The following is an 18,204-nucleotide window of genomic DNA, read 5'->3' on the forward strand; positions in this document are numbered from 1 at the left end:
TTCAGTCGTTGATCAGCCGGCCCTTGCGGAACGGCTCACGCCCGGCCACCTTGGCCAGCCAAAGCCCTGGCTGGGCATAGCGCCCACGCTCGATGGCAAACAGCACGCCGGAGGTCCCGGCGCGTACGGTGCTGACCTTGTCGTTCAGCGGGTCGACCACTTCGAACAGCGGATCGCCCTTCTCTACCCACTCCCCCGCCTTGCGCAGGTAGCTCACGACACCGACGTGGGGCGCGTAGAGGTATTCGGTGCCTTCGAACGGCATGCCTTCGCAGCACTCGGCCGGCGCCGCCGGCCAGTCGCCAGCGATCAGACCCTGCTCGGCCAGGAAGCCGAGGATGGCTTCGCAATTGTCCTGCGCCTGGTCGACACGGGTATCACCCACGCCGCCCAGCTCGACGGTAGTCGCCAGGCACGCCAGCGGAATCGCTGCCTGCGGGAATGCTTGCGCCAGGCGCAGCCAGGGCAGCGAGCAGGATTCATCAAAGGAACTACCGCCGGAGTCTTCGGCGAGCAGCGCCACGCCCGCCTTCAGGCGAGCGGCCAGGGACTTCCAGCGCGGCCAGTGCTGCGGGATCGCATAGACATGGATGGCGGCGTCGAAGTCGCAGTGCAGGTCGAGTACGACCTCCGCATCGCAGGCGTGGCGCAGCAGGATGCGCTGCATGCCCTGCAGCTCGGACAAGGCCGGCGGCAGAGCATCGAGGCCGTCGCGCATGGCCTGGCGGATCAGCTCGACGTTGGCGGCTTCGTCAGCACCCAGGTTTTCGCCGACACGCTCGGCAACCAGAGCGCTCAGCTCGACGAAATCGCGGTTGAAGTTCTTCCCGCTACCGAACTCGAAACGGCCCAGGTGGCTGGCCTGCAGGGTCTGGCCCAGGCCGATGGGGTTGGCCACCGGCACCAGTTCGACGACGCAGTTCAGTTGCCCGCGCGACTCGAGGTCGGCCAGGCGCTGTTTGAGCTCCCAGGCGGTGCGCATGCCCGGCAGCTCGTCGGCGTGCAGGCTGGACTGGATATAGACCTTGCGCGGGCCCTTGCCGTAGCGGAATACGCTCAGGCGACGTTCGCTGCCCAGGCTGCTCCACGGCAGCAGATGATCGATACGTTCCACAGTCGTTTCCTCAGTGCTTGCGCGGCGCGAGATAGGCCAGCCAGCGGCGCTCGGCCAGCTTGAACAGGCGCACCAGGATGAAGGTCATGATCAGGTAGAAGATGCCGGCGGTAATGAACGCCTCGAACGGCAGGTAGTACTGCGAGTACACGGTGCGCGCGGCGCCGGTGATATCCACCAGGGTGACGATGGACGCCAGGCTGGTGGTCTGCAGCATCATGATCACTTCGTTGCTGTACTGCGGCAGCGCGCGGCGCAGAGCCGAGGGCAGCAGGATGCGGCGGTACATCTTCAGGCGCGACATGCCCATGGCCTTGGCCGCTTCGATCTCGCCATGGGGCGTGGCGCGGATGCTGCCAGCGAGGATCTCGGCGGTGTAGGCGCTGGTGTTGATGGCGAACGCGGCGCAGGCGCAGAAGGTGGCGTTGGACAGCCACGGCCAGAGGAAGCTTTCGCGCACCACGGCGAACTGCGCCAAGCCGTAGTAGATGAGGAACAGCTGCACCAGCATCGGAGTGCCGCGGATCACGTAGGTGTAGAGCCAGGCGGGCAGGTTCACCGCCGGGTTCTTCGAACAGCGCATCAGCGCCAGCGGCACCGCCGCGAGCAGGCCGAAGAACAGGGAGATGGCCAGCAGCTTGAGGGTCACCAGCAGGCCGCTGAAGTAGAGCGGCAGGCTGTCCCAGATGACGGAAAAGTCGAAGATCATATGCAGGCTCCCTGACTCAAAGCTCGGCGACTTTCACGCCGACCGAATAGCGGCGTTCGAGCATGCGCAGCAGCACCAGGGAAACGCTGGTGACCACCAGGTACAGCGCTGCCACGGCAAGGAAATAGGTGAAGGGTTCGCGGGTGGCGTCCGAGGCCTGCTTGGCCTTGAACATCATGTCCTGCAGGCCGACCACGGAGATCAGCGCGGTGGCCTTGACCAGCACCAGCCAGTTGTTGGTGAAGCCCGGAATGGCCAGGCGGATCATCTGCGGCACCTGGATGCGGAAGAACACCTGCAGCGGGCTCATGCCATAGGCGAAGCCGGCCTCGCCCTGCCCTTTCGGGATGGCCATGAAGGCGCCACGGAAGGTTTCGGACAGGTAGGCACCGAAGATGAAGCCCAGGGTGCCGACGCCCGAGGCGAACGGGTTGAGATCGATGTAGTCGTCATATCCGACCATCGGCGCGACCCAGTTCACCGCCGCCTGGCCGCCGTAGAAGATCAGCAGGATCAGCACCAGGTCCGGCACGCCGCGGATCACGGTGGAATAGAGGTCGCCGCACCAGGCCAGCCACTTCACCGGCGACAGGCGGATGGCCGCGCCGAGCAGGCCCAACGCGATTGCCAGGGCCATCGACAGCAGGGACAGCTGAAGCGTCAGCCAGGCACCATCGACGATGGTGGCTCCGTAGCCATTGAACATAGTTTCGCACCTCTAGACCGGAAGCCGCCCGCAACCACACGGACGCTGCAGGGCACCCGCCACCTGACGGATCGCCCCCAATAAAAAAGTGGCACAAACTTCAGGACCGGGCCTGGGTTTGCGCCACTTCTGGACGTGGATCAGTTCTCGCCGTAGACGTCGAACTTGAAGTACTTGTCCTGTACTTCCTTGTACTTGCCGTTGGCACGGATGCCGGCGATGGCCGCGTTGAATTTCTCGGTCAGGGCGGTATCGCCCTTGCGCACGGCGATGCCGGCGCCACCACCGAAGTACTTCGGATCGTTGTATTCCGGACCTACGAAGGCGTAGCCCTTGCCGGCGTCGGTTTTCAGGAAACCGTCGTCGAGGTTGACCGAATCGGCCATGGTCGCGTCGATGCGGCCGGAGACCAGGTCCATGTTGGCTTCGTTCTGGGAGTTGTAGCGCACGACTTCGATGCCGGCCGGCGCCAGGACGTCGGTGGCGTAACGGTCATGGGTCGAAGCGCGCAGCACGCCGACCTTCTTGCCCTTCAGGTCGACCAGCGGGTCGTTCAGGGTCACGCCTTCCTTCATCACGAAGCGCGCGGGGGTGTGGTAGTACTTGTTGGTGAAGTCGACGGACTTCTTGCGCTCGTCGGTGATGGTCATGGACGAGAGAATGGCGTCGATCTTGCGAACCTTCAGCGCCGGGATCAGGCCATCGAATTCCTGCTCGACCCAGGTGCACTTGACCTTCATCTCTTCGCACAGGGCGTTGCCGATATCCACGTCGAAACCGGCGAGCTTGCCGTCGGGAGTCTTGAAGGAGAAAGGCGGATAACCGGCTTCGATGCCGATGCGGACCGGCTTGTCGTCAGCGTGGGCAACCAGGGAAAGCGCGGACAGGGCCAGCGCACCGAGAAGTGCAAACTTCTTCATCAGTAACTCCTTCGAGGGTAGGACTTCGATTGGCAGGAGAAAGGGGTTGGCCCAGGCTGCCCGTGCAGAAGTGAAGGTTATTGTTCGTCTGCGCATTGCCGGCGCGATTCTTGTGAAAAGCGCGCCTACCGGGGTGAGCGGCATTCTAGCGACAGCCCCGGAGCGGTTATTTCTTCAATGCGACAAGTAATTATAGAAGCGCCGGAGACAGAGCCCCGGCGGCTTGACGGCGCGAATTTTACGTGATCTGAAAGCGAGTAGTAAAACCCAATTTACCTGCAGAAATTGGGCCACAAATATCCAACCCCAGGTTCTGCGCAGGGTGCGCGATATTGACTCATTCCACACAGACAGAAAAGTCGCACCGAAGCTGTGCGAATTGTTTCCTGGCGCCTCATTTTGTCGCAGGAAAATGTTACCGGTGGGCAGGAAGCACACTGTAGGAGCGAGCTTGCTCGCGAACCGGATTGGCTCGGCGTCATGCTTTCGCGAGCAAGCTCGCTCCTACGAAAAGCCAAAACGCAGAAATGAAAACGCCCCGGCAAGCGGGGCGTTTTCATCGGCTGGCAGATCAGGCCGCGCGCATGGCCTGGTGCGTGTCGATCAGGTGCTGTACCACACCCGGGTCGGCCAGGGTGGAGATGTCACCCAGGGTGTCGTACTCGGCCGTGGCGATCTTGCGCAGGATGCGGCGCATGATCTTGCCCGAGCGGGTCTTCGGCAGACCAGGCGCCCACTGGATCACGTCCGGAGTGGCGATCGGGCCGATTTCCTTGCGCACCCAGGCACGCAGCTCCTGACGCAGTTGCTCGTTGGTTTCCTCACCGGCATTCAGGGTGACGTAGACATAGATGCCCTGCCCCTTGATGTCGTGCGGCACGCCAACCACCGCGGCCTCGGCCACTTTCGGGTGGGCCACCAGGGCGCTCTCGATCTCGGCGGTACCCATGCGGTGGCCGGAGACGTTGAGCACGTCATCCACGCGACCGGTGATCCAGTAGTAGCCGTCCTCGTCGCGACGGGCGCCGTCGCCGGTGAAGTACATGCCCTTGAAGGTCTTGAAGTAGGTGTCCACGTAGCGATCGTGGTCGCCGTACAGGGTACGCGCCTGGCCCGGCCAGGAATCCAGGATCACCAGGTTGCCCTCGGTGGCCCCTTCCAGGATGTTGCCCAGGTTATCCACCAGCGCCGGTACCACGCCGAAGAACGGTTTGGCGGCGGAGCCCGGCTTCAGGCCGTGGGCGCCCGGCAGCGGGGTCATCAGGCAGGCGCCGGTCTCGGTCTGCCACCAGGTGTCGACGATCGGGCAGCGCGACTGGCCGACAGTCTCGTAGTACCACTGCCAGGCTTCCGGGTTGATCGGCTCGCCCACCGAACCCAGCAGGCGCAGGCTGGAACCGTCGGCGCCTTCGACCGCGGCCTTGCCTTCGGCCATCATGGCGCGGATGGCGGTAGGCGCGGTGTATAGGATGTTGACCTTGTGCTTGTCGACGATCTTGGCGACGCGGGAGATATCCGGGTAGTTCGGCACGCCCTCGAACAGCACAGTGGTCGCACCATTGGCCAGCGGGCCGTAGACGACGTAGGTGTGGCCGGTGACCCAGCCGATGTCGGCGGTGCACCAGAAGACTTCGCCCGGGCGGTAGTCGAACACGCGCTCGTGGGTCAGCGAGGCGTAGACCAGGTAGCCGCCGGTGGTGTGCAGCACGCCCTTGGGTTTGCCGGTGGAGCCGGAGGTGTAGAGGATGAACAGCGGGTCCTCGGCGCCCATTTCCTTCGGTGCGCAGGTGGAACCTGCGACCTTCATCAGGTCCTCGAACCACACGTCGCGGTGCTGGTTCCACTTGATGTTCGAGCCGGTGCGCTTGCAGACGATGATCTTCTGCACGCTGTTGGTTTCCGGGTTGGTCAGCGCGTCGTCGACGTTGGCCTTGAGCGGGGTCTTCTTGCCACCACGCAGGCCTTCGTCAGCCGTGATCACGACTTTGGAGCGGCAGTCGATGATGCGGCCGGCCAGGGCTTCGGGGGAGAAGCCGCCGAACACCACGGAGTGGATCGCGCCGATGCGGGCGCAGGCCAGCATGGCGACCACGGCTTCCGGGATCATCGGCATGTAGATGGTCACCACGTCGCCACGGTGCACGTCCTGGCCACGCAGGGCGTTGGCGAACTTGCAAACCTGCTCGTGCAGTTCGCGGTAGGTGATTTCCTTGTGCTCGGAAGGATCGTCGCCTTCCCAGATGATGGCGAGCTGCTCGCCGCGCTCGGCCAGGTGGCGGTCGAGGCAATTGTAGGAGAGGTTCAGGGTGCCGTCGGCAAACCACTTGATGTCCACGTGGTGGTCATCGAAAGAGGTCTGCTTGACCTTGGTGAACGGCTTGATCCAGTCGATGCGCTGGGCCTGTTCGCGCCAGAAGCCGTCGGGGTTGACCACCGACTGCTGGTACAGCTTCTTGTAGGTGGCCTCGTCGGTCAGAGTGGTCGCGGCCACTTCGGGACGCACGGGGTACACGGATGCCGCTGTCATGGCGTTTTACCTCGGTGAAGAGTGTTGTTTTTGTTGCCCTAAGTTGTAACGGCGACACCCTTCCCCGGGCCATTCGACCATGGTCTTACCAATCCTTAGTCGTAGTGATGGGCCCCATCAGCCTTACTGCCATGGGGCCGCGACAACCTGTCACATGCCAAGCGCGTGGGGCAGCGCCAACGAGATGTAGGGCACGTAGGTCACCAGGATCAGGAACAGCAGCAGGATCATCAGCCACGGCAGCGCCGCGCGGATGGTCGAGCCCAGCGGCAGGCCGGTGACCGCGGAGGTGACGAACAGGTTGAGCCCCACCGGCGGGTGCACCAGGCCGATCTCCATGTTCACCACCATGACGATCCCCAGGTGGATCGGGTCGATCCCCAGCCGCATGGCGATGGGGAAGAAGATCGGCGCCAGGATCAGCACGATGGCCGAAGGCTCCATGAAGCTGCCGGCCACCAGCAGCACGATATTGACCATCAGCAGGAAGCCGATCGGCGTCAGCCCTTCCTGCATCACCCACTCGGTGATCTGCTGGGGAATCTGCTCGGTGGTCAGCACGTGGGCGAAGAGCATGGCGTTGGCGATGATGAACATCAGCATGATGCTCAGCCGCCCCGACTCCACCAGCACCTTGGGGCAATCGCGCAGGCGCATGTCCTTGTAGACGAACAGCGCGACGAAGGCCGAGTAGACCGCCGCCACCGCCGCCGCCTCGGTGGGCGTGAACAGCCCGGAGTAGATGCCGCCGAGGATAATCACCAGCAGCAGCAATCCCCAGCCGGCACGGCGTGCAGCGGACAGCCATTCGCGCAGGCTTGCGCGCGGCTGTGCCGGGAGATTCTTCACCCGCGCGACGATGTAGATCACCACCATCAGGATCACGCCCAGCAGCAGGCCCGGCACCACGCCAGCGACGAACAGCTTGCCCACCGAAGTCTCGGTAGCGGCGGAGTACACCACCATGACAATCGACGGAGGGATCAGGATGCCCAGGGTCCCGGCGTTACAGATGATCCCGGCACCGAACTCGCGCGGGTAGCCCGAACGCACCATCCCAGCCACCGCAATCGAGCCCACCGCCGCCACCGTTGCCGGCGACGAACCAGACAACGCAGCGAACAGCATGCACGCCAGCACCGCGGCAATCGCCAGGCCGCCACGGATGTGGCCGACGCAGGCGTTGGCGAAATCGATCAGCCGGCGCGCCACGCCACCGGTGGTCATGAACGCGCCGGAGAGCAGGAAGAACGGGATCGCCAGCAGCGTGTAGGCCTCGGAGGTCTCGAACAGCTTGATCGCCAGCGAGCGCACCGAGTCCGGGCTGAACAGCAGGATCGTCAGTGCGCCGGAAAGCCCCAGGGAAATGGCGATGGGCACGCCGATGAACATGAAGACGAACAGCAGGAGGAACAGCATCATCACGGTCATGGACGGTTCTCCGCGGCTTCTTCGCCTGCCAGTTTCGAGGCCTCCGCGGCCTCATCGGCGAGGCCCAGGCCGAGCTGGCGGCCGCGCAACAGGTTGACGAGGATTTCCAGGTAACGCAGGAGCACCAGGCCGAAGCCGATGGGCACGATCACCGCGATGTAGGCCTGGAGGATGCCGAAGTGGTCGAGGTCTTCGGCGCCGATGCCGGCGATGAACAAAGTCTTCACCCAGTCGAAGCTGGCGACCATGAACAGCCCGGCGTAGCCCAGGCAGCAGAGGCAGGCGAGCACACCGATGAAGCGTTGCACCGGGCGCGGCGCCAGCTTCACCAGCGCGTCCACGCCCAGGTGGCCGGCGGTACGCACGCCGTAAGCGATGCCGAAGAAGATCAGCCAGCCGAACAGCGCCTTGGTCAGCGCGTTGCTCCAGGACATGTCCTGGGCGACGCCGAGGATCGCGTCACCGATGGCGTAGAACGGTGCCTGCACGGCGGGCAGGCGATCACCCAGGTCATAGAACAGGGTGAAGACGTTGGTCATCACCACGTAGACGAAGGTCACCAGCGTCATGGCCGCCAGCAGGAAGGCGATGGCGCCCTCCTCGAAGTGGTTCCAGACGCGCACGAGTCGATTCATACAAGGCACTCCACAAAGCCCCACCAACCGGCGGGGCCGGACGGATCAATGGGGGCGGTTGGAGGCTTCGGCGGCCTGGAGGAATTCGGCGCCGACGTTGTCGCGGAATTTCTGCCACACCGGCTGCATCGCCTCGCGCCAGTCGGCGCGCTGCTGCGCGGTGAGCGGATGGATCTCGCTGCCGCCGCTGGCGAGGATGCGCTGGCGGGCGTCACGGTTCAGGCGCTCGGCTTCGAGGTTCACCTGCACGGTGACCTCGGCCATGATCTTCTGCAGCTCCGAGCGGATGTCCGGCGGCAGGCCGTTCCAGAACTTCGCATTGGTGATCACCATGTAGTCCACCAGCCCGTGGTTGGACTCGGTGAAGTACTTCTGCACCTCGTTGACCTTCTGGCTCTCGTAGTTCGACCAGGTGTTCTCGGTGCCATTCACCACGCCGGTCTGCAGGCCCTGGTAGACCTCGGCGAAGGACATCTTGCGAGAGATGGCGCGCAGCGTGCGGAACTGCTCGTTGAGCACATCCGATGCCTGCACGCGGAACTTCAGCCCACGGGCATCGCCCGGCTCCAGCAACAGGCGGTTCGCCGACAGCTGCTTCATCCCGTTGTGCCAGTAGGCCAGGCCGAGGATGCCCTTGCCCTGCATGCTGGTCAGCAGGCTCTGGCCCTGCGGGCTGCGCTGGAAGTTGTCGACGGCCTGGATGTCGTCGAAGAGGAACGGCAGGTCGAAGATCTGCACCTTCTTGGTGTACTGCTCGAACTTGGCCAGGGACGGCGCAAGCATCTGCACGTCCCCCAGCAGCAGCGCTTCCATCTCCTTGCCGTCGCCGAACAGCGAGGAGTTCGGGTAGACCTCCACGCGCACCCGGCCGGGCAGGCGCTCTTCGGCCAGGCGCTTGAACATCAGCGCGCCCTGCCCCTTGGGCGTGTTCTCCGCGACCACGTGGGCGAACTTGATCACTATCGGTTCATGAACGGTCGGATCATTGGCAGCCTGCAGTTCATCGGCAGCCTGTGTGGCAGTAGCGCAGGCCAACGCCAGGACGGCGAGCAACGCCCGCCCTGTCGATCCGAGCCTCGATCCAAACATCGATCCAAACATCGCCTCACCCTCAATTTGTTCTTGTGCTTGCGAGGTGAGCCTGGCGGCAGGCTCGCAGGGAGACTGACGCAAATGTTGGCGTTCGGAGAATTCACCTTTTCCCAAAGCCGCGTTCGAAAAAACGGAACGCCAGATACAAAAAATAAACGCCCGGCAGGGGCCGGGCGCGGAAAGGATCAGCGGCTCAAGGCTGTGGGATGGCGCGTCAGCCGGGGGCCTGCGTGCGGTACCCGAGCATCATCCGCTCGTGTTCTTCGAGCATGCCGGGCACGCAGTCACGGAGGAACTCCACCCAGGTGCGAATTTTCGCGTCGAGGTACTGGCGCGACGGGTACAGCGCATAGACATTGAGGTGGAACAGGCTGTAGTCGGGCAGCACGCGGACCAGGCTGCCGTCCTTGAGTCCCTGCACGGCGGAGTACACCGGCAGCGCGCCGATGCCCATGCCGGCGCGCACCGCCTCGGTCATCGCGTCGGCGGTGTTGACCTGGAAGTGGCTGTGGTTGATGCCGACCATTTCCTGGCCGTCGGGGCCGTCGAACAGCCACTTGTCCAGGGACATGACCGAGTTCACCAGGCGCAGGCAGCGATGATCGGTCAGCTCCGCGAGCTTCTTCGGCATTCCGTGGCGCGCCACGTACTCGGGCGAAGCACAGAGCACGCTGTAGGTCTTGCCGATGCGCTTGGAGACGAAGCCCGAGTCCGGCAGCTCCTGGGCGATGACCACGGAGATGTCGTAGCCCTCGTCGAGGATATCGGTGATGCGGTTGGCCAGGGTCAGGTCGAAGGTGACCTCCGGGTAGATCTCGCAGTACTGCGAGATCGCGCGGATCAGGTAGTGCTGGCCGATGCCGGTCATGGCATGCACCTTCACCTTGCCGTGGGGGCGGGCGTGGGCGTCACCGGCCTCGGCCTCGGCTTCCTCGATATAGCCAAGTATCTGCTGGCAGCGCTGCAGGTAGCGCTGGCCAGCTTCGGTGAGGGCGATTCTGCGGGTAGTACGGTGCAGCAGGCGGGTACGCAGGTGCGCTTCGAGTTTGGCCACCGTCCGCGAGACGTACGCGGTGGTGAGGTCCATGCGCTGGGCGGCGGCGGTAAAGCTGCCGGTCTCGGCGACACAGACAAAAGCACGCATGTTGTGCAGCAGGTCCATCATTTCTCCTGAGAGCCTGTCCACGCCACGGCGGGCGCCTCTGCAACGGCGCTCGAACGAGCAACGCCTTGTTACAGATTCATGACAGGCGGCGAATTGTCGCATACCTGTCGCGACGGGATTATTGTCCTTTCAGGCAACAATAATTCATCCAACCGTCAGCTTATCCTGCCCCCCGGCGCACTTCTAGAATCGCCGTCCCCAACGCGGTCTACCGCGACACCCCAGGATTCGCACCCGTGCTCCGCCTTTCGTGCAACGTGCCTCCCATTCCTCTGCACCTCGAACTACAGGGTCATCAAGGCCCGATCCAGCCCGACCACCGCCTGCCGAGATAAGCCTGATGAGCAGTCTGTCCGTGCGCCTGCCCAAGGCCGCCGCGGTGCGTTTCGCCCTGTCCGACTGGGCACACACCGATGGCGTCACCTGGATGTTCATCCTCAAGACGCTGATCACCGCCTTCACGGCGTTGTGGCTGGCCTACCGCCTGGAACTGCCGCAGCCCAACACCGTGCTGGTGAGCGCCTTCATCGTGCTGCAGCCGCAGAGCGGCCAGGTACTGGCGAAGAGTTTCTACCGCATCCTCGGCACGCTGGCCGGGCTCACGGTGATGGTCACCCTCATCGCCCTGTTCGCCCAGGAGCGCGTGCTGTTCCTCCTCTGCGTGGCGATCTGGGTCGGCCTGTGCACAGCCGGCGCCGCGCGTTATCGGGATTTTCGCGCCTACGCCTGTCTGCTGGCCGGCTATACGGCGGTGATGATCGGCATCCCCGCCACGCTGCATCCCGAAGGCGCCTTCATGCAGGCGCTGTGGCGGGTGATCGAGATCACCCTGGGGATTCTTTGCACCGGCGTGGTCAGCGCCGTCGTGCTACCGCAGACCAGCACCGCCGCCCTGCGCAATGCACTGAACACCCGCTTCGGCGACTTCGCCGGCCTCGCCAGCGCCGGCCTCAACGGAACGCTGGAACGTGAGCGCTTCGAGCAGGCTAGTGCGCGCATCGCCGCCGAGGTCGTGGGCCTGGAAAGCCTGCGCAACGTCACCGCCTTCGAAGACCCGCACATGCGCCTGCGCAGCGGCCGTCTGGCGCGGCTGAACAGCGAGTTCATGCAACTGACGACGCGCTTCCACGCCTTGCAGCGCCTGCTCGACCGCCTGCGCGAGCGGCAGGCCAGCAATGTACTGGAGGTGCTGATGCCCTGCCTGATCGATGTCAGCGAATTGCTCGCCAGCTGGCACGGCCGGCCACTCGCCGAAGCGGACGCCGAGCGCCTGAGCGTGCAACTGGAACTGTGCAAGCACCACCTGATGCCGCGCATTCGTGAAGCCCGCGCCAGCCTCGGCCACACCTGCCCGCGCGAAGCCGACCAGCTGGATTTCGAGACCGCCGCCGAGCTGCTGTTTCGCTTCGTCGACGACATGCACAACTACGCGCAGACCCACGCCTCGCTCGCCGCGCACAAGCACGAGCGCGAGCAGTGGAAAGAGCGCTTCACGCCCAAGGCGAATGCACTTGCCGCAGCCGTCGCGGGCTTCCGCTGCGCGCTGCTGGTGATAGTCGGCGGTGTGTTCTGGATCGAGACGTCCTGGCTGAGCGGCGCCACCTTCGCGCTGACCTCGGTACTGATCGCCGCGCTCTCCTCCGCCTCCCCCAATCCCAAGCGGCTGTCGCTGCAACTGACCCTCGGCACGCTGCTCGGCGCCACGCTCGGCTTCATCCTCACCTTCCGCGTGCTGCCGCACATCGACGGCTTTCCGCTGCTGTGCTTCGTGCTCGCACCGGTGTTCGCCCTTGGCGCCTTCCTGATCACCCGGCCGAAGTGGAGCGGTTACGGCGTCGGCCTGCTGGTGTGGTTCTGCATCGCCTCGCTGCCGGCGAACCTGGCGCGCTACGACGCCTACACCTTCATCAACGAATACCTGGCGATGCTGCTGTCCATGGGCATGGCCGTGGTCGCGGCGATCGTCATCCTGCCGCCCAACCGGCCGTGGTTGTGGGAGCGCCTGGAAGCCGAGTTGCGTCTGCGCGTGGTACGAGTGATCAGCGACCCGCTGAAGGGCCTGTCGTCCAACTTCGAGAGCGGCACTCGCGATCTGCTCAACCAGGCCTATGGGTTATCCACAGGCCGCCCGGATGTGCAGCGCCGGCTGCTGCGCTGGACCTTCCAGGTGCAGGAGATCGGCCTGTCGATCATCGAGTTGCGCCGCGAGCAGGAGGCCCTGCCGAAGGAGCCCTGGTACGCCGAGCGCATGCCCTGGCGCCGGGCGATCCGCGCCCTGGGCCGCGCGCTGATCCGCCTGTTCATCCAGCCCAGCGAGAGCAACCGCCAGCGCGCGCTGGCCGCCGTTGAGCACGCGATCCACGCAACCCGCAACACCGATGACCGCCGCCCGCCGCACTTCGACTCCTCACCGTTGCGCCGCGTGTGCAGCTACCTGCACTTCATCCGCACCTCGTTACTCGATCCGCAGTCGCCGCTGCGCGATTGAGCGGGGCGGGTTCGCGAGCAAGCTCGCTCCTACAAAAAAGCCGACGCCCACCTGTAGGAGCGAGCTTGCTCGCGAACGTCACGGCACAGAACTTCAGAGCATTTCGTAGGAGCGGACTCCGTCCGCGATGACCTCCGGCGCGCCGCGAATCGATCGCGGACGAAGTCCGCTCCTACGCCCCCTGCAACTGCGTCCCGAGATTGCCAGAACCTGCGACCACCCGCCGCGGAACCACCCCTGCAAGCCGCGTCAATCCTGGATTGTTGCCTCTGAGTACGAAGTCTTGTTGGCGCCTGGATATATGACTCAGGTCAGGCAAATCCTATTATTTCCGTGCTGTTACAGCGCGCGCCGCAACACCACCCAAGACCCGTAATCAACCCCAACGATTCCCGACGCAGCCATCCGCTGAACGTCACGGACCCGTCACGTCCGGACACCGGGAACAAGGCAGGTAAATTCATGAAAGCTGTAGTCATCCTGGCCATGCTGGGCTTCTCTTCGCTCGCCCTGGCCGAGCAGGTGAACGCCGCCGACCAGGCGCCAAGCGCGGCCGTGGAGCAGTACACCTACGACATGAAACTGGACGTCGCCCACGTGATCTCGACCACCGACGTGTCCAACGAGTGCGGCATCGTGCCGGCGCGCATGACCTACGAAGATACCCAGGGTCAACGCCACACCGTCGAATACCAGGTGTGGGGCAACGGCTGCTCCGGCGGCTAAGCGACTTGTGCAGTTGCGCCGGGGCCCACGCAGCCCCGGCGCAACTGCCAGCCCTCTTTTACGGCTGCAGGGCCGCCTTCGCGATATTGCGACTGTGCGCGCCGAAGTGCCGGATCAATTGCAGAATCTGCTCATCCAAAGCCTCATCGTGCCGGAACGGCTCTGGTGAGTTCCCCGCGCTGAAATCCCCCGCCGGCGCCTTCTCGTTTTCCAGCCAATGGCCGATCGCCGCATCGAACGCCGCCGCATGGGCATGGGATTCGCTCGCTACCACCTCGCGCAGGTACTCCGTCGAGTACGGTGGATAAGTGCCGTCGGTACTCACATCCGCATAGGCCGTCAGCAACGGCGACTGCCCGCCCAGGCGCAGCGTCTCGCGCAGCCAGTCCACCTGATAACGCTCCACGCCCGTATGCCGGTCCGCCACGCGCTGGATCGCGGCCTGCTTGTCGGCATCGAAGCCGGCCATGGATTTGCCCGCCGTCCACAGCATGCTGGCGGTGGTCTCGCCCGGCAGCGGCGTCGAGTGATAGGGCTGGGTCATGTCCTGGATGTAGTGCATCGCCCAGCCGAGGAAGCGGTAGCCCCAGTAGGGATGGCCGTTCTCGAAGGCGAAGCGCGCCAGGCCGAAGAACTGATAAGCGCGCCATTCCGGCCAATTGCGCTCCAGGTACGGTGCGCCGGTGAAGATAATCGCGTCCTCATGGTAGAAGCCCATGTGGAACGGCGCCTGGGAGCTGAACTCGTAGCGCGGGTCGCCGAACGGCTGGGTGCCGAAGCCGTAGCGCTGGCCGGCTTCGCCGGGGTTGTCGCTGAACAGGTTGATGTCGTGACCGAAGTCCGGCTCGTCGGCGGCGCTGGCCAGCACGTCGATGGCCGGAATCTTCTCGCCCGCCTGCAACTGCACGAAGCGCCACTGGTTCCAGCCGGACAGGTTGCGGAACACCAGCACCTCGGCCGGCTGCAACGCCACATGATTCGGCAACTCACCGCCAGGCGGAGGCTGCACGGCGGTGGCCAGCTTGATCTCGGGATTCAGGCGCAGCGCCATGAGGAAGGCCTGGCGCAGGTCGTCGCGGCCGTCTTCGGTCAGGCGCAGGTCGTCCGGGCGCGGCGGGTACTGGCGGAAGTGCTCGCGGGCATAGGCTTCCTGCTCGTCCAGCAGCTTCACCAGGCCGGCGCGCTGCTGGCTGATGAAGCTATCCAGCGGCTCCACCTCGACCTCCGGCGCCTGGGCGACGGCAGGCAATTTCTGCAGGGCGATGTAGCTGCCCAGGGTGTGATTGGACCAGGCCCAGAGGCTTTGCGGCAGGGCCAGCAGGCCTATCAAGAGGCAGGTGGAAAGTCGCTTCATCGGCTCTTCGCTCTTATTGGCAGTGCAAATCGGAAAATTCCGACGTAGCCTAACAACCCGAAGCCCCGCCGGCACTGTCGAACCTTGCCAGCGCGTGTCACCGATAACGCCACGGCTGACGATCATCAATGGCACTAACCGCCTCAGCCACTACACTTGCCCGGCATGGATAGGCACCGGTTCCGCGCGCGTGCCAGCCACTCGAAATAAGGGCGTCCCCATGCTGCAGTCCGTGTCACCCAAGCAAGACCTCCCCCTCAAGCCCGATCCAGCCGAACCCCGTAGTGGCGTCCTCGCCCCCTTCAGCATCGCCGCGTTCCGCATCATCTGGATCTGCAACCTGTTCGCCAACCTGGGCACCTGGGCGCAATCGGTCGCCGCCGCCTGGGTCGTCACCGAGGCTCACGCCAGCCCGTTGATGGTAGCGATGATCCAGGTCGCCTCGGCATTGCCGCTGGTGCTGCTGTCGATCATGTCCGGCGTGCTGGCCGACAACCACGACCGTCGCAAGATCATGCTGGTCGGCCTGACGGTGGAGCTCTCCGGCGCCGCGCTGGTGACGGTGCTGGCGTTCATGGGCTACCTCGACCCGCTGATGCTGATCGTGTCGATCCTCTGGCTGTCGCTGGGCAGCTCGATCACCATCCCCGCCTGGCAGGCGGCGGTGAACGAGCAGGTGCCGCCGCGCATGCTCGGCGATGCCGTGCTGCTCAACAGCGTCAACTACAACGTCGCCCGCGCCGTCGGCCCGGCCATCGGCGGCCTGCTGCTGTCGGCCACCGGCGCGTCCTGGGTGTTCCTGTTCAACTGCATCTGTTACGCCGCGCTGATCTGGGCGATCTGGCAATGGCGCCGCGACGTGCCCAAGCGCACCCTGCCGCCGGAACACATCCTCGAAGGTGTGATCGCCGCGCTGCGTTTCACCCAGTACTCCAGCGTCACCCGCCTGGTGATGCTGCGTTCGGCGGTGTTCGGCCTCTCCGCCAGCGCCATCTGGGCACTGCTGCCGCTGCTGGCGCACCGCAACCCGGACGGCAGCGCCTCGGTCTACGGCTACATGCTGGGGGCACTCGGGCTTGGCGCCATTGTCGCCAGCACCATCGTCAGCAAGGCTCGCCAGTGGCTGGGCAGCAGCCGGCTGATCAGCTTCGCCGCCGCCACCCTGGCGCTGGTCATGCTGACCCTGGGCTGGGTCGACAACCTCTGGGTGATATTCCCCGCGCTAGTGCTGGGCGGCGCCTGCTGGATCGCCGCTGTCGCCACCTACAACTCGGCCGTGCAGATCCTCGTGCCCGACTGGGTCAAGGCGCGCGCCCTGGCGCTCTACCAGACCGCGATCTACGGCGGGCTGGCAGCGGGCTCCTTCCTCTGGGGCCACTTCGCCGAAACCATGGGCGTGCAAGGCGCATTGATCGCCGCCGGCTGCCTGCTGCTGATCTCCGTGGCGCTGCTCTACAACTCGCGGCTGCCGGAGCTGAACTCCGCCAGCATCGCCCGCGCACCGGGCGGCGTACCGGGGCAGCCGACCTTCGTATTCAACCCCGAGCGCGGCTCGGTGATGGTTTCCATCGAATACCGGATTCCCGCCGAGCGCACCCGCGACTTCGTCCGCGCCGCCAAGCCGCTGCGCCGCCTGCGCCTGCGCAACGGCGCGGAACGCTGGGCACTGTACCGCGACGTGAGCAATCCCGAGGTCTGGCAGGAGCTGTTCCTGGTGGACAACTGGATCGGCCACCTGCGCATGCTCGACCGGCTCACCATCGAGGACAAGACCATCATCGACAACGTCACCAGCCTGCACGCCGGTGATGCCCCGCCGGTGATCCGCCACGGGGTGAGCTACGAGTCCGGCAGCTACGAGGCGCCACCGGAAACGCTGGGCTAGCGGCGCACAAACAAAAACGCCTCCCGGTCAGGGGAGGCGTTCAGGTGACACGGAAGACTTACTCCGCCGCCGGCTTCTTGCGCTTGAGCGGCGCCAGGCCATCCTGGCTCACGACCTTGGATGGGCCGGACTTGGGCTTGGCAGCGGGCTTCTTCTTCGCCGGCGACTTGCTGCCGGTCTTCTTCGTATCGTCCTTTTTCTTCTTGGTGCCAGCCGCCTTGCCGGACGCCTTGACCTTCTTCGGCCCCTTGTAGGTGGCCTTCAGCTCATTGATGACACGCAGCTCGAAGCGCAGCTTGAGGTAGCGCTCAATGCTCGACATCAGGTTCCAGTCGCCATGGCCGACCAGTGAGATGGCGGCACCGCCAGCTCCTGCGCGGCCAGTGCGGCCGATGCGGTGCACGTATTCGTCACCACGGCGCGGGATGTCAAAGTTGATCACCAGGTCCAGGCCGTCGACGTCCAGGCCACGGGCGGCCACGTCGGTGGCGACGAGGATCTTCACGGCTCCCTGCTTCAGGCGCTCGATGGCCAGCTTGCGATCCTTCTGGTCCTTCTCGCCGTGCAGCACGAAGACCTTGTGGCCGGCGGCGATCAGACGGCCGGTCAGGCGGTCGGCAGCAACCCGGGTGTTGGTGAAGACGATGGCCTTCTCGTAGGTTTCGTTGCTCAGCAGCCACTGCAGCAGTTGCTCCTTGTGGCCAACGTGGTCGGTCAGGATCACCTGCTGGCTGACGTCCTCGTTCAGCTCGCTGACGCGGTTGAGCTGCAGGACCTCGGGCTCGCGCAGGACCTTCTCGACCATCTCGTGCAGGCCGCTGCCGCTGGTGGCAGAGAACAACAGGGTCTGGCGCTCGGCCGGGCACTGCGCGGCAAGCTTGAGCACGTCCTCGGAGAAGCCCATGTCGAGCATGCGGTCGGCTTCGTCGAGGATCAGCACCTCCACATCGCCCAGCGGCAGGTTGCCGGCGTTGAACTGCTCGTTCAGGCGGCCGGGCGTGCCGATGATGATTTCCGGATTCTTGCGCAGGCGCGCGCCCTGCACCTTGAAGTCTTCGCCGCCGGTGATCAGGCAGCCCTTGATATAGGTGAACTGGGCGAAGCGCTCCACTTCCTTGAGGGTCTGCTGGGCCAGCTCACGGGTCGGCAGCAGGATCAGCGCGCGGGCGCCGCTCTTGGGCTTTTCCTCGGTGAGCAGGCGATGCAGCAGCGGCAGCAGGAAGGCGGCGGTCTTGCCGCTGCCGGTCTGCGCCGTCACCCGCAGGTCGCGTCCCTCCAGGGCCTTCGGAATGGCCGCAGCCTGGACCGGAGTCGGCTCGGTGAAGGACAACGAATCGAGCGCCTTGAGCAGGCGTTCGTGGAGGGCGAATTGGGAGAACAAGGCAGACCTCGATATCACGTAAAGACCAAATAGCTGCATAGCTTAATGTTTGCCGAGCTTGCGCGCTGGAA

Annotated in this window: 14 protein-coding genes; 3 read left to right on the plus strand and 11 right to left on the minus strand. The window is 64.8% G+C overall.

All coding sequences use genetic code 11. The annotated features are described in order from the left end of the window. Position 1: 1 nt before the first annotated feature. The 9 genes from G4G71_RS21610 to G4G71_RS21650 all read right to left on the minus strand — a co-directional run bounded on the left by G4G71_RS21610 (position 2) and on the right by G4G71_RS21650 (position 10,296). The gene (locus G4G71_RS21610; RefSeq protein ID WP_169940023.1) at positions 2–1,114 is read right to left on the minus strand and encodes a succinylglutamate desuccinylase/aspartoacylase family protein; all 1,113 of its coding nucleotides are present in this window, start codon (positions 1,112–1,114) and stop codon (positions 2–4) included. Between the two features lie 10 nt (positions 1,115–1,124). Then, positions 1,125–1,823: an ABC transporter permease gene (locus G4G71_RS21615; protein WP_169940025.1), complete on the minus strand. Its 699-nt coding sequence runs from the start codon at positions 1,821–1,823 to the stop codon at positions 1,125–1,127. 16 nt (positions 1,824–1,839) lie between these two features. Then, the gene (locus tag G4G71_RS21620; protein ID WP_054907238.1) at positions 1,840–2,529 is read right to left on the minus strand and encodes an ABC transporter permease; all 690 of its coding nucleotides are present in this window, start codon (positions 2,527–2,529) and stop codon (positions 1,840–1,842) included. A 140-nt stretch (positions 2,530–2,669) separates the two neighbouring features. Beyond that, the gene (locus G4G71_RS21625) at positions 2,670–3,449 is read right to left on the minus strand and encodes an ABC transporter substrate-binding protein (protein ID WP_169940027.1); all 780 of its coding nucleotides are present in this window, start codon (positions 3,447–3,449) and stop codon (positions 2,670–2,672) included. A gap of 571 nt (positions 3,450–4,020) precedes the next feature. Next, a complete protein-coding gene (acs, locus tag G4G71_RS21630; protein WP_169940029.1) occupies positions 4,021–5,976 on the minus strand; it encodes an acetate--CoA ligase in 1,956 nt (651 codons plus the stop codon). A 150-nt stretch (positions 5,977–6,126) separates the two neighbouring features. After that, positions 6,127–7,407 carry a C4-dicarboxylate TRAP transporter large permease protein DctM gene (gene dctM / locus G4G71_RS21635; protein ID WP_037016050.1) on the minus strand — a complete coding sequence of 427 codons (1,281 nt, stop codon included), beginning with the start codon at positions 7,405–7,407 and terminating at the stop codon, positions 6,127–6,129. Then, entirely contained in the window at positions 7,404–8,042 is a 639-nt protein-coding gene (locus G4G71_RS21640) for a TRAP transporter small permease (protein ID WP_169940031.1), read from the minus strand. Before G4G71_RS21640 ends, dctM begins: the two co-directional genes overlap by 4 nt. A gap of 45 nt (positions 8,043–8,087) precedes the next feature. Next, positions 8,088–9,131, minus strand: a complete 1,044-nt coding sequence (locus tag G4G71_RS21645) for a TRAP transporter substrate-binding protein (RefSeq protein WP_169940033.1) — start codon at positions 9,129–9,131, stop codon at positions 8,088–8,090. Between the two features lie 217 nt (positions 9,132–9,348). Then, the gene (locus tag G4G71_RS21650; RefSeq protein WP_169940035.1) at positions 9,349–10,296 is read right to left on the minus strand and encodes a LysR family transcriptional regulator; all 948 of its coding nucleotides are present in this window, start codon (positions 10,294–10,296) and stop codon (positions 9,349–9,351) included. A gap of 343 nt (positions 10,297–10,639) precedes the next feature. Here G4G71_RS21650 and G4G71_RS21655 point away from each other — a divergent pair, with 343 nt between their 5' ends. Both G4G71_RS21655 and G4G71_RS21660 read left to right on the plus strand, forming a co-directional pair. After that, the gene (locus tag G4G71_RS21655; RefSeq protein ID WP_169940037.1) at positions 10,640–12,787 is read left to right on the plus strand and encodes an FUSC family protein; all 2,148 of its coding nucleotides are present in this window, start codon (positions 10,640–10,642) and stop codon (positions 12,785–12,787) included. A gap of 462 nt (positions 12,788–13,249) precedes the next feature. Then, entirely contained in the window at positions 13,250–13,513 is a 264-nt protein-coding gene (locus G4G71_RS21660; RefSeq protein ID WP_024766324.1) for a DUF2790 domain-containing protein, read from the plus strand. A gap of 58 nt (positions 13,514–13,571) precedes the next feature. Here G4G71_RS21660 and G4G71_RS21665 read toward each other — a convergent pair whose 3' ends face one another. Beyond that, on the minus strand, positions 13,572–14,867 hold the full coding sequence (locus G4G71_RS21665) for a phospholipase C/P1 nuclease family protein (protein ID WP_169940039.1): 1,296 nt from the start codon (positions 14,865–14,867) through the stop codon (positions 13,572–13,574). A 220-nt stretch (positions 14,868–15,087) separates the two neighbouring features. Between G4G71_RS21665 and G4G71_RS21670 the strand changes: the two genes are divergently transcribed. Beyond that, positions 15,088–16,752 (plus strand): MFS transporter, encoded by a 1,665-nt coding sequence (locus G4G71_RS21670; RefSeq protein ID WP_169940041.1) that lies wholly within the window; start codon positions 15,088–15,090, stop codon positions 16,750–16,752. Between the two features lie 58 nt (positions 16,753–16,810). On the opposite strand, the gene G4G71_RS21675 is transcribed toward G4G71_RS21670, so the two are convergent. Further along, on the minus strand, positions 16,811–18,148 hold the full coding sequence (locus G4G71_RS21675; RefSeq protein ID WP_169942748.1) for a DEAD/DEAH box helicase: 1,338 nt from the start codon (positions 18,146–18,148) through the stop codon (positions 16,811–16,813). Between the last annotated feature and the right edge of the window lie 56 nt (positions 18,149–18,204).

Source organism: Pseudomonas multiresinivorans (assembly GCF_012971725.1).
GTDB classification, from domain to species: Bacteria; Pseudomonadota; Gammaproteobacteria; order Pseudomonadales; family Pseudomonadaceae; genus Pseudomonas; species Pseudomonas multiresinivorans.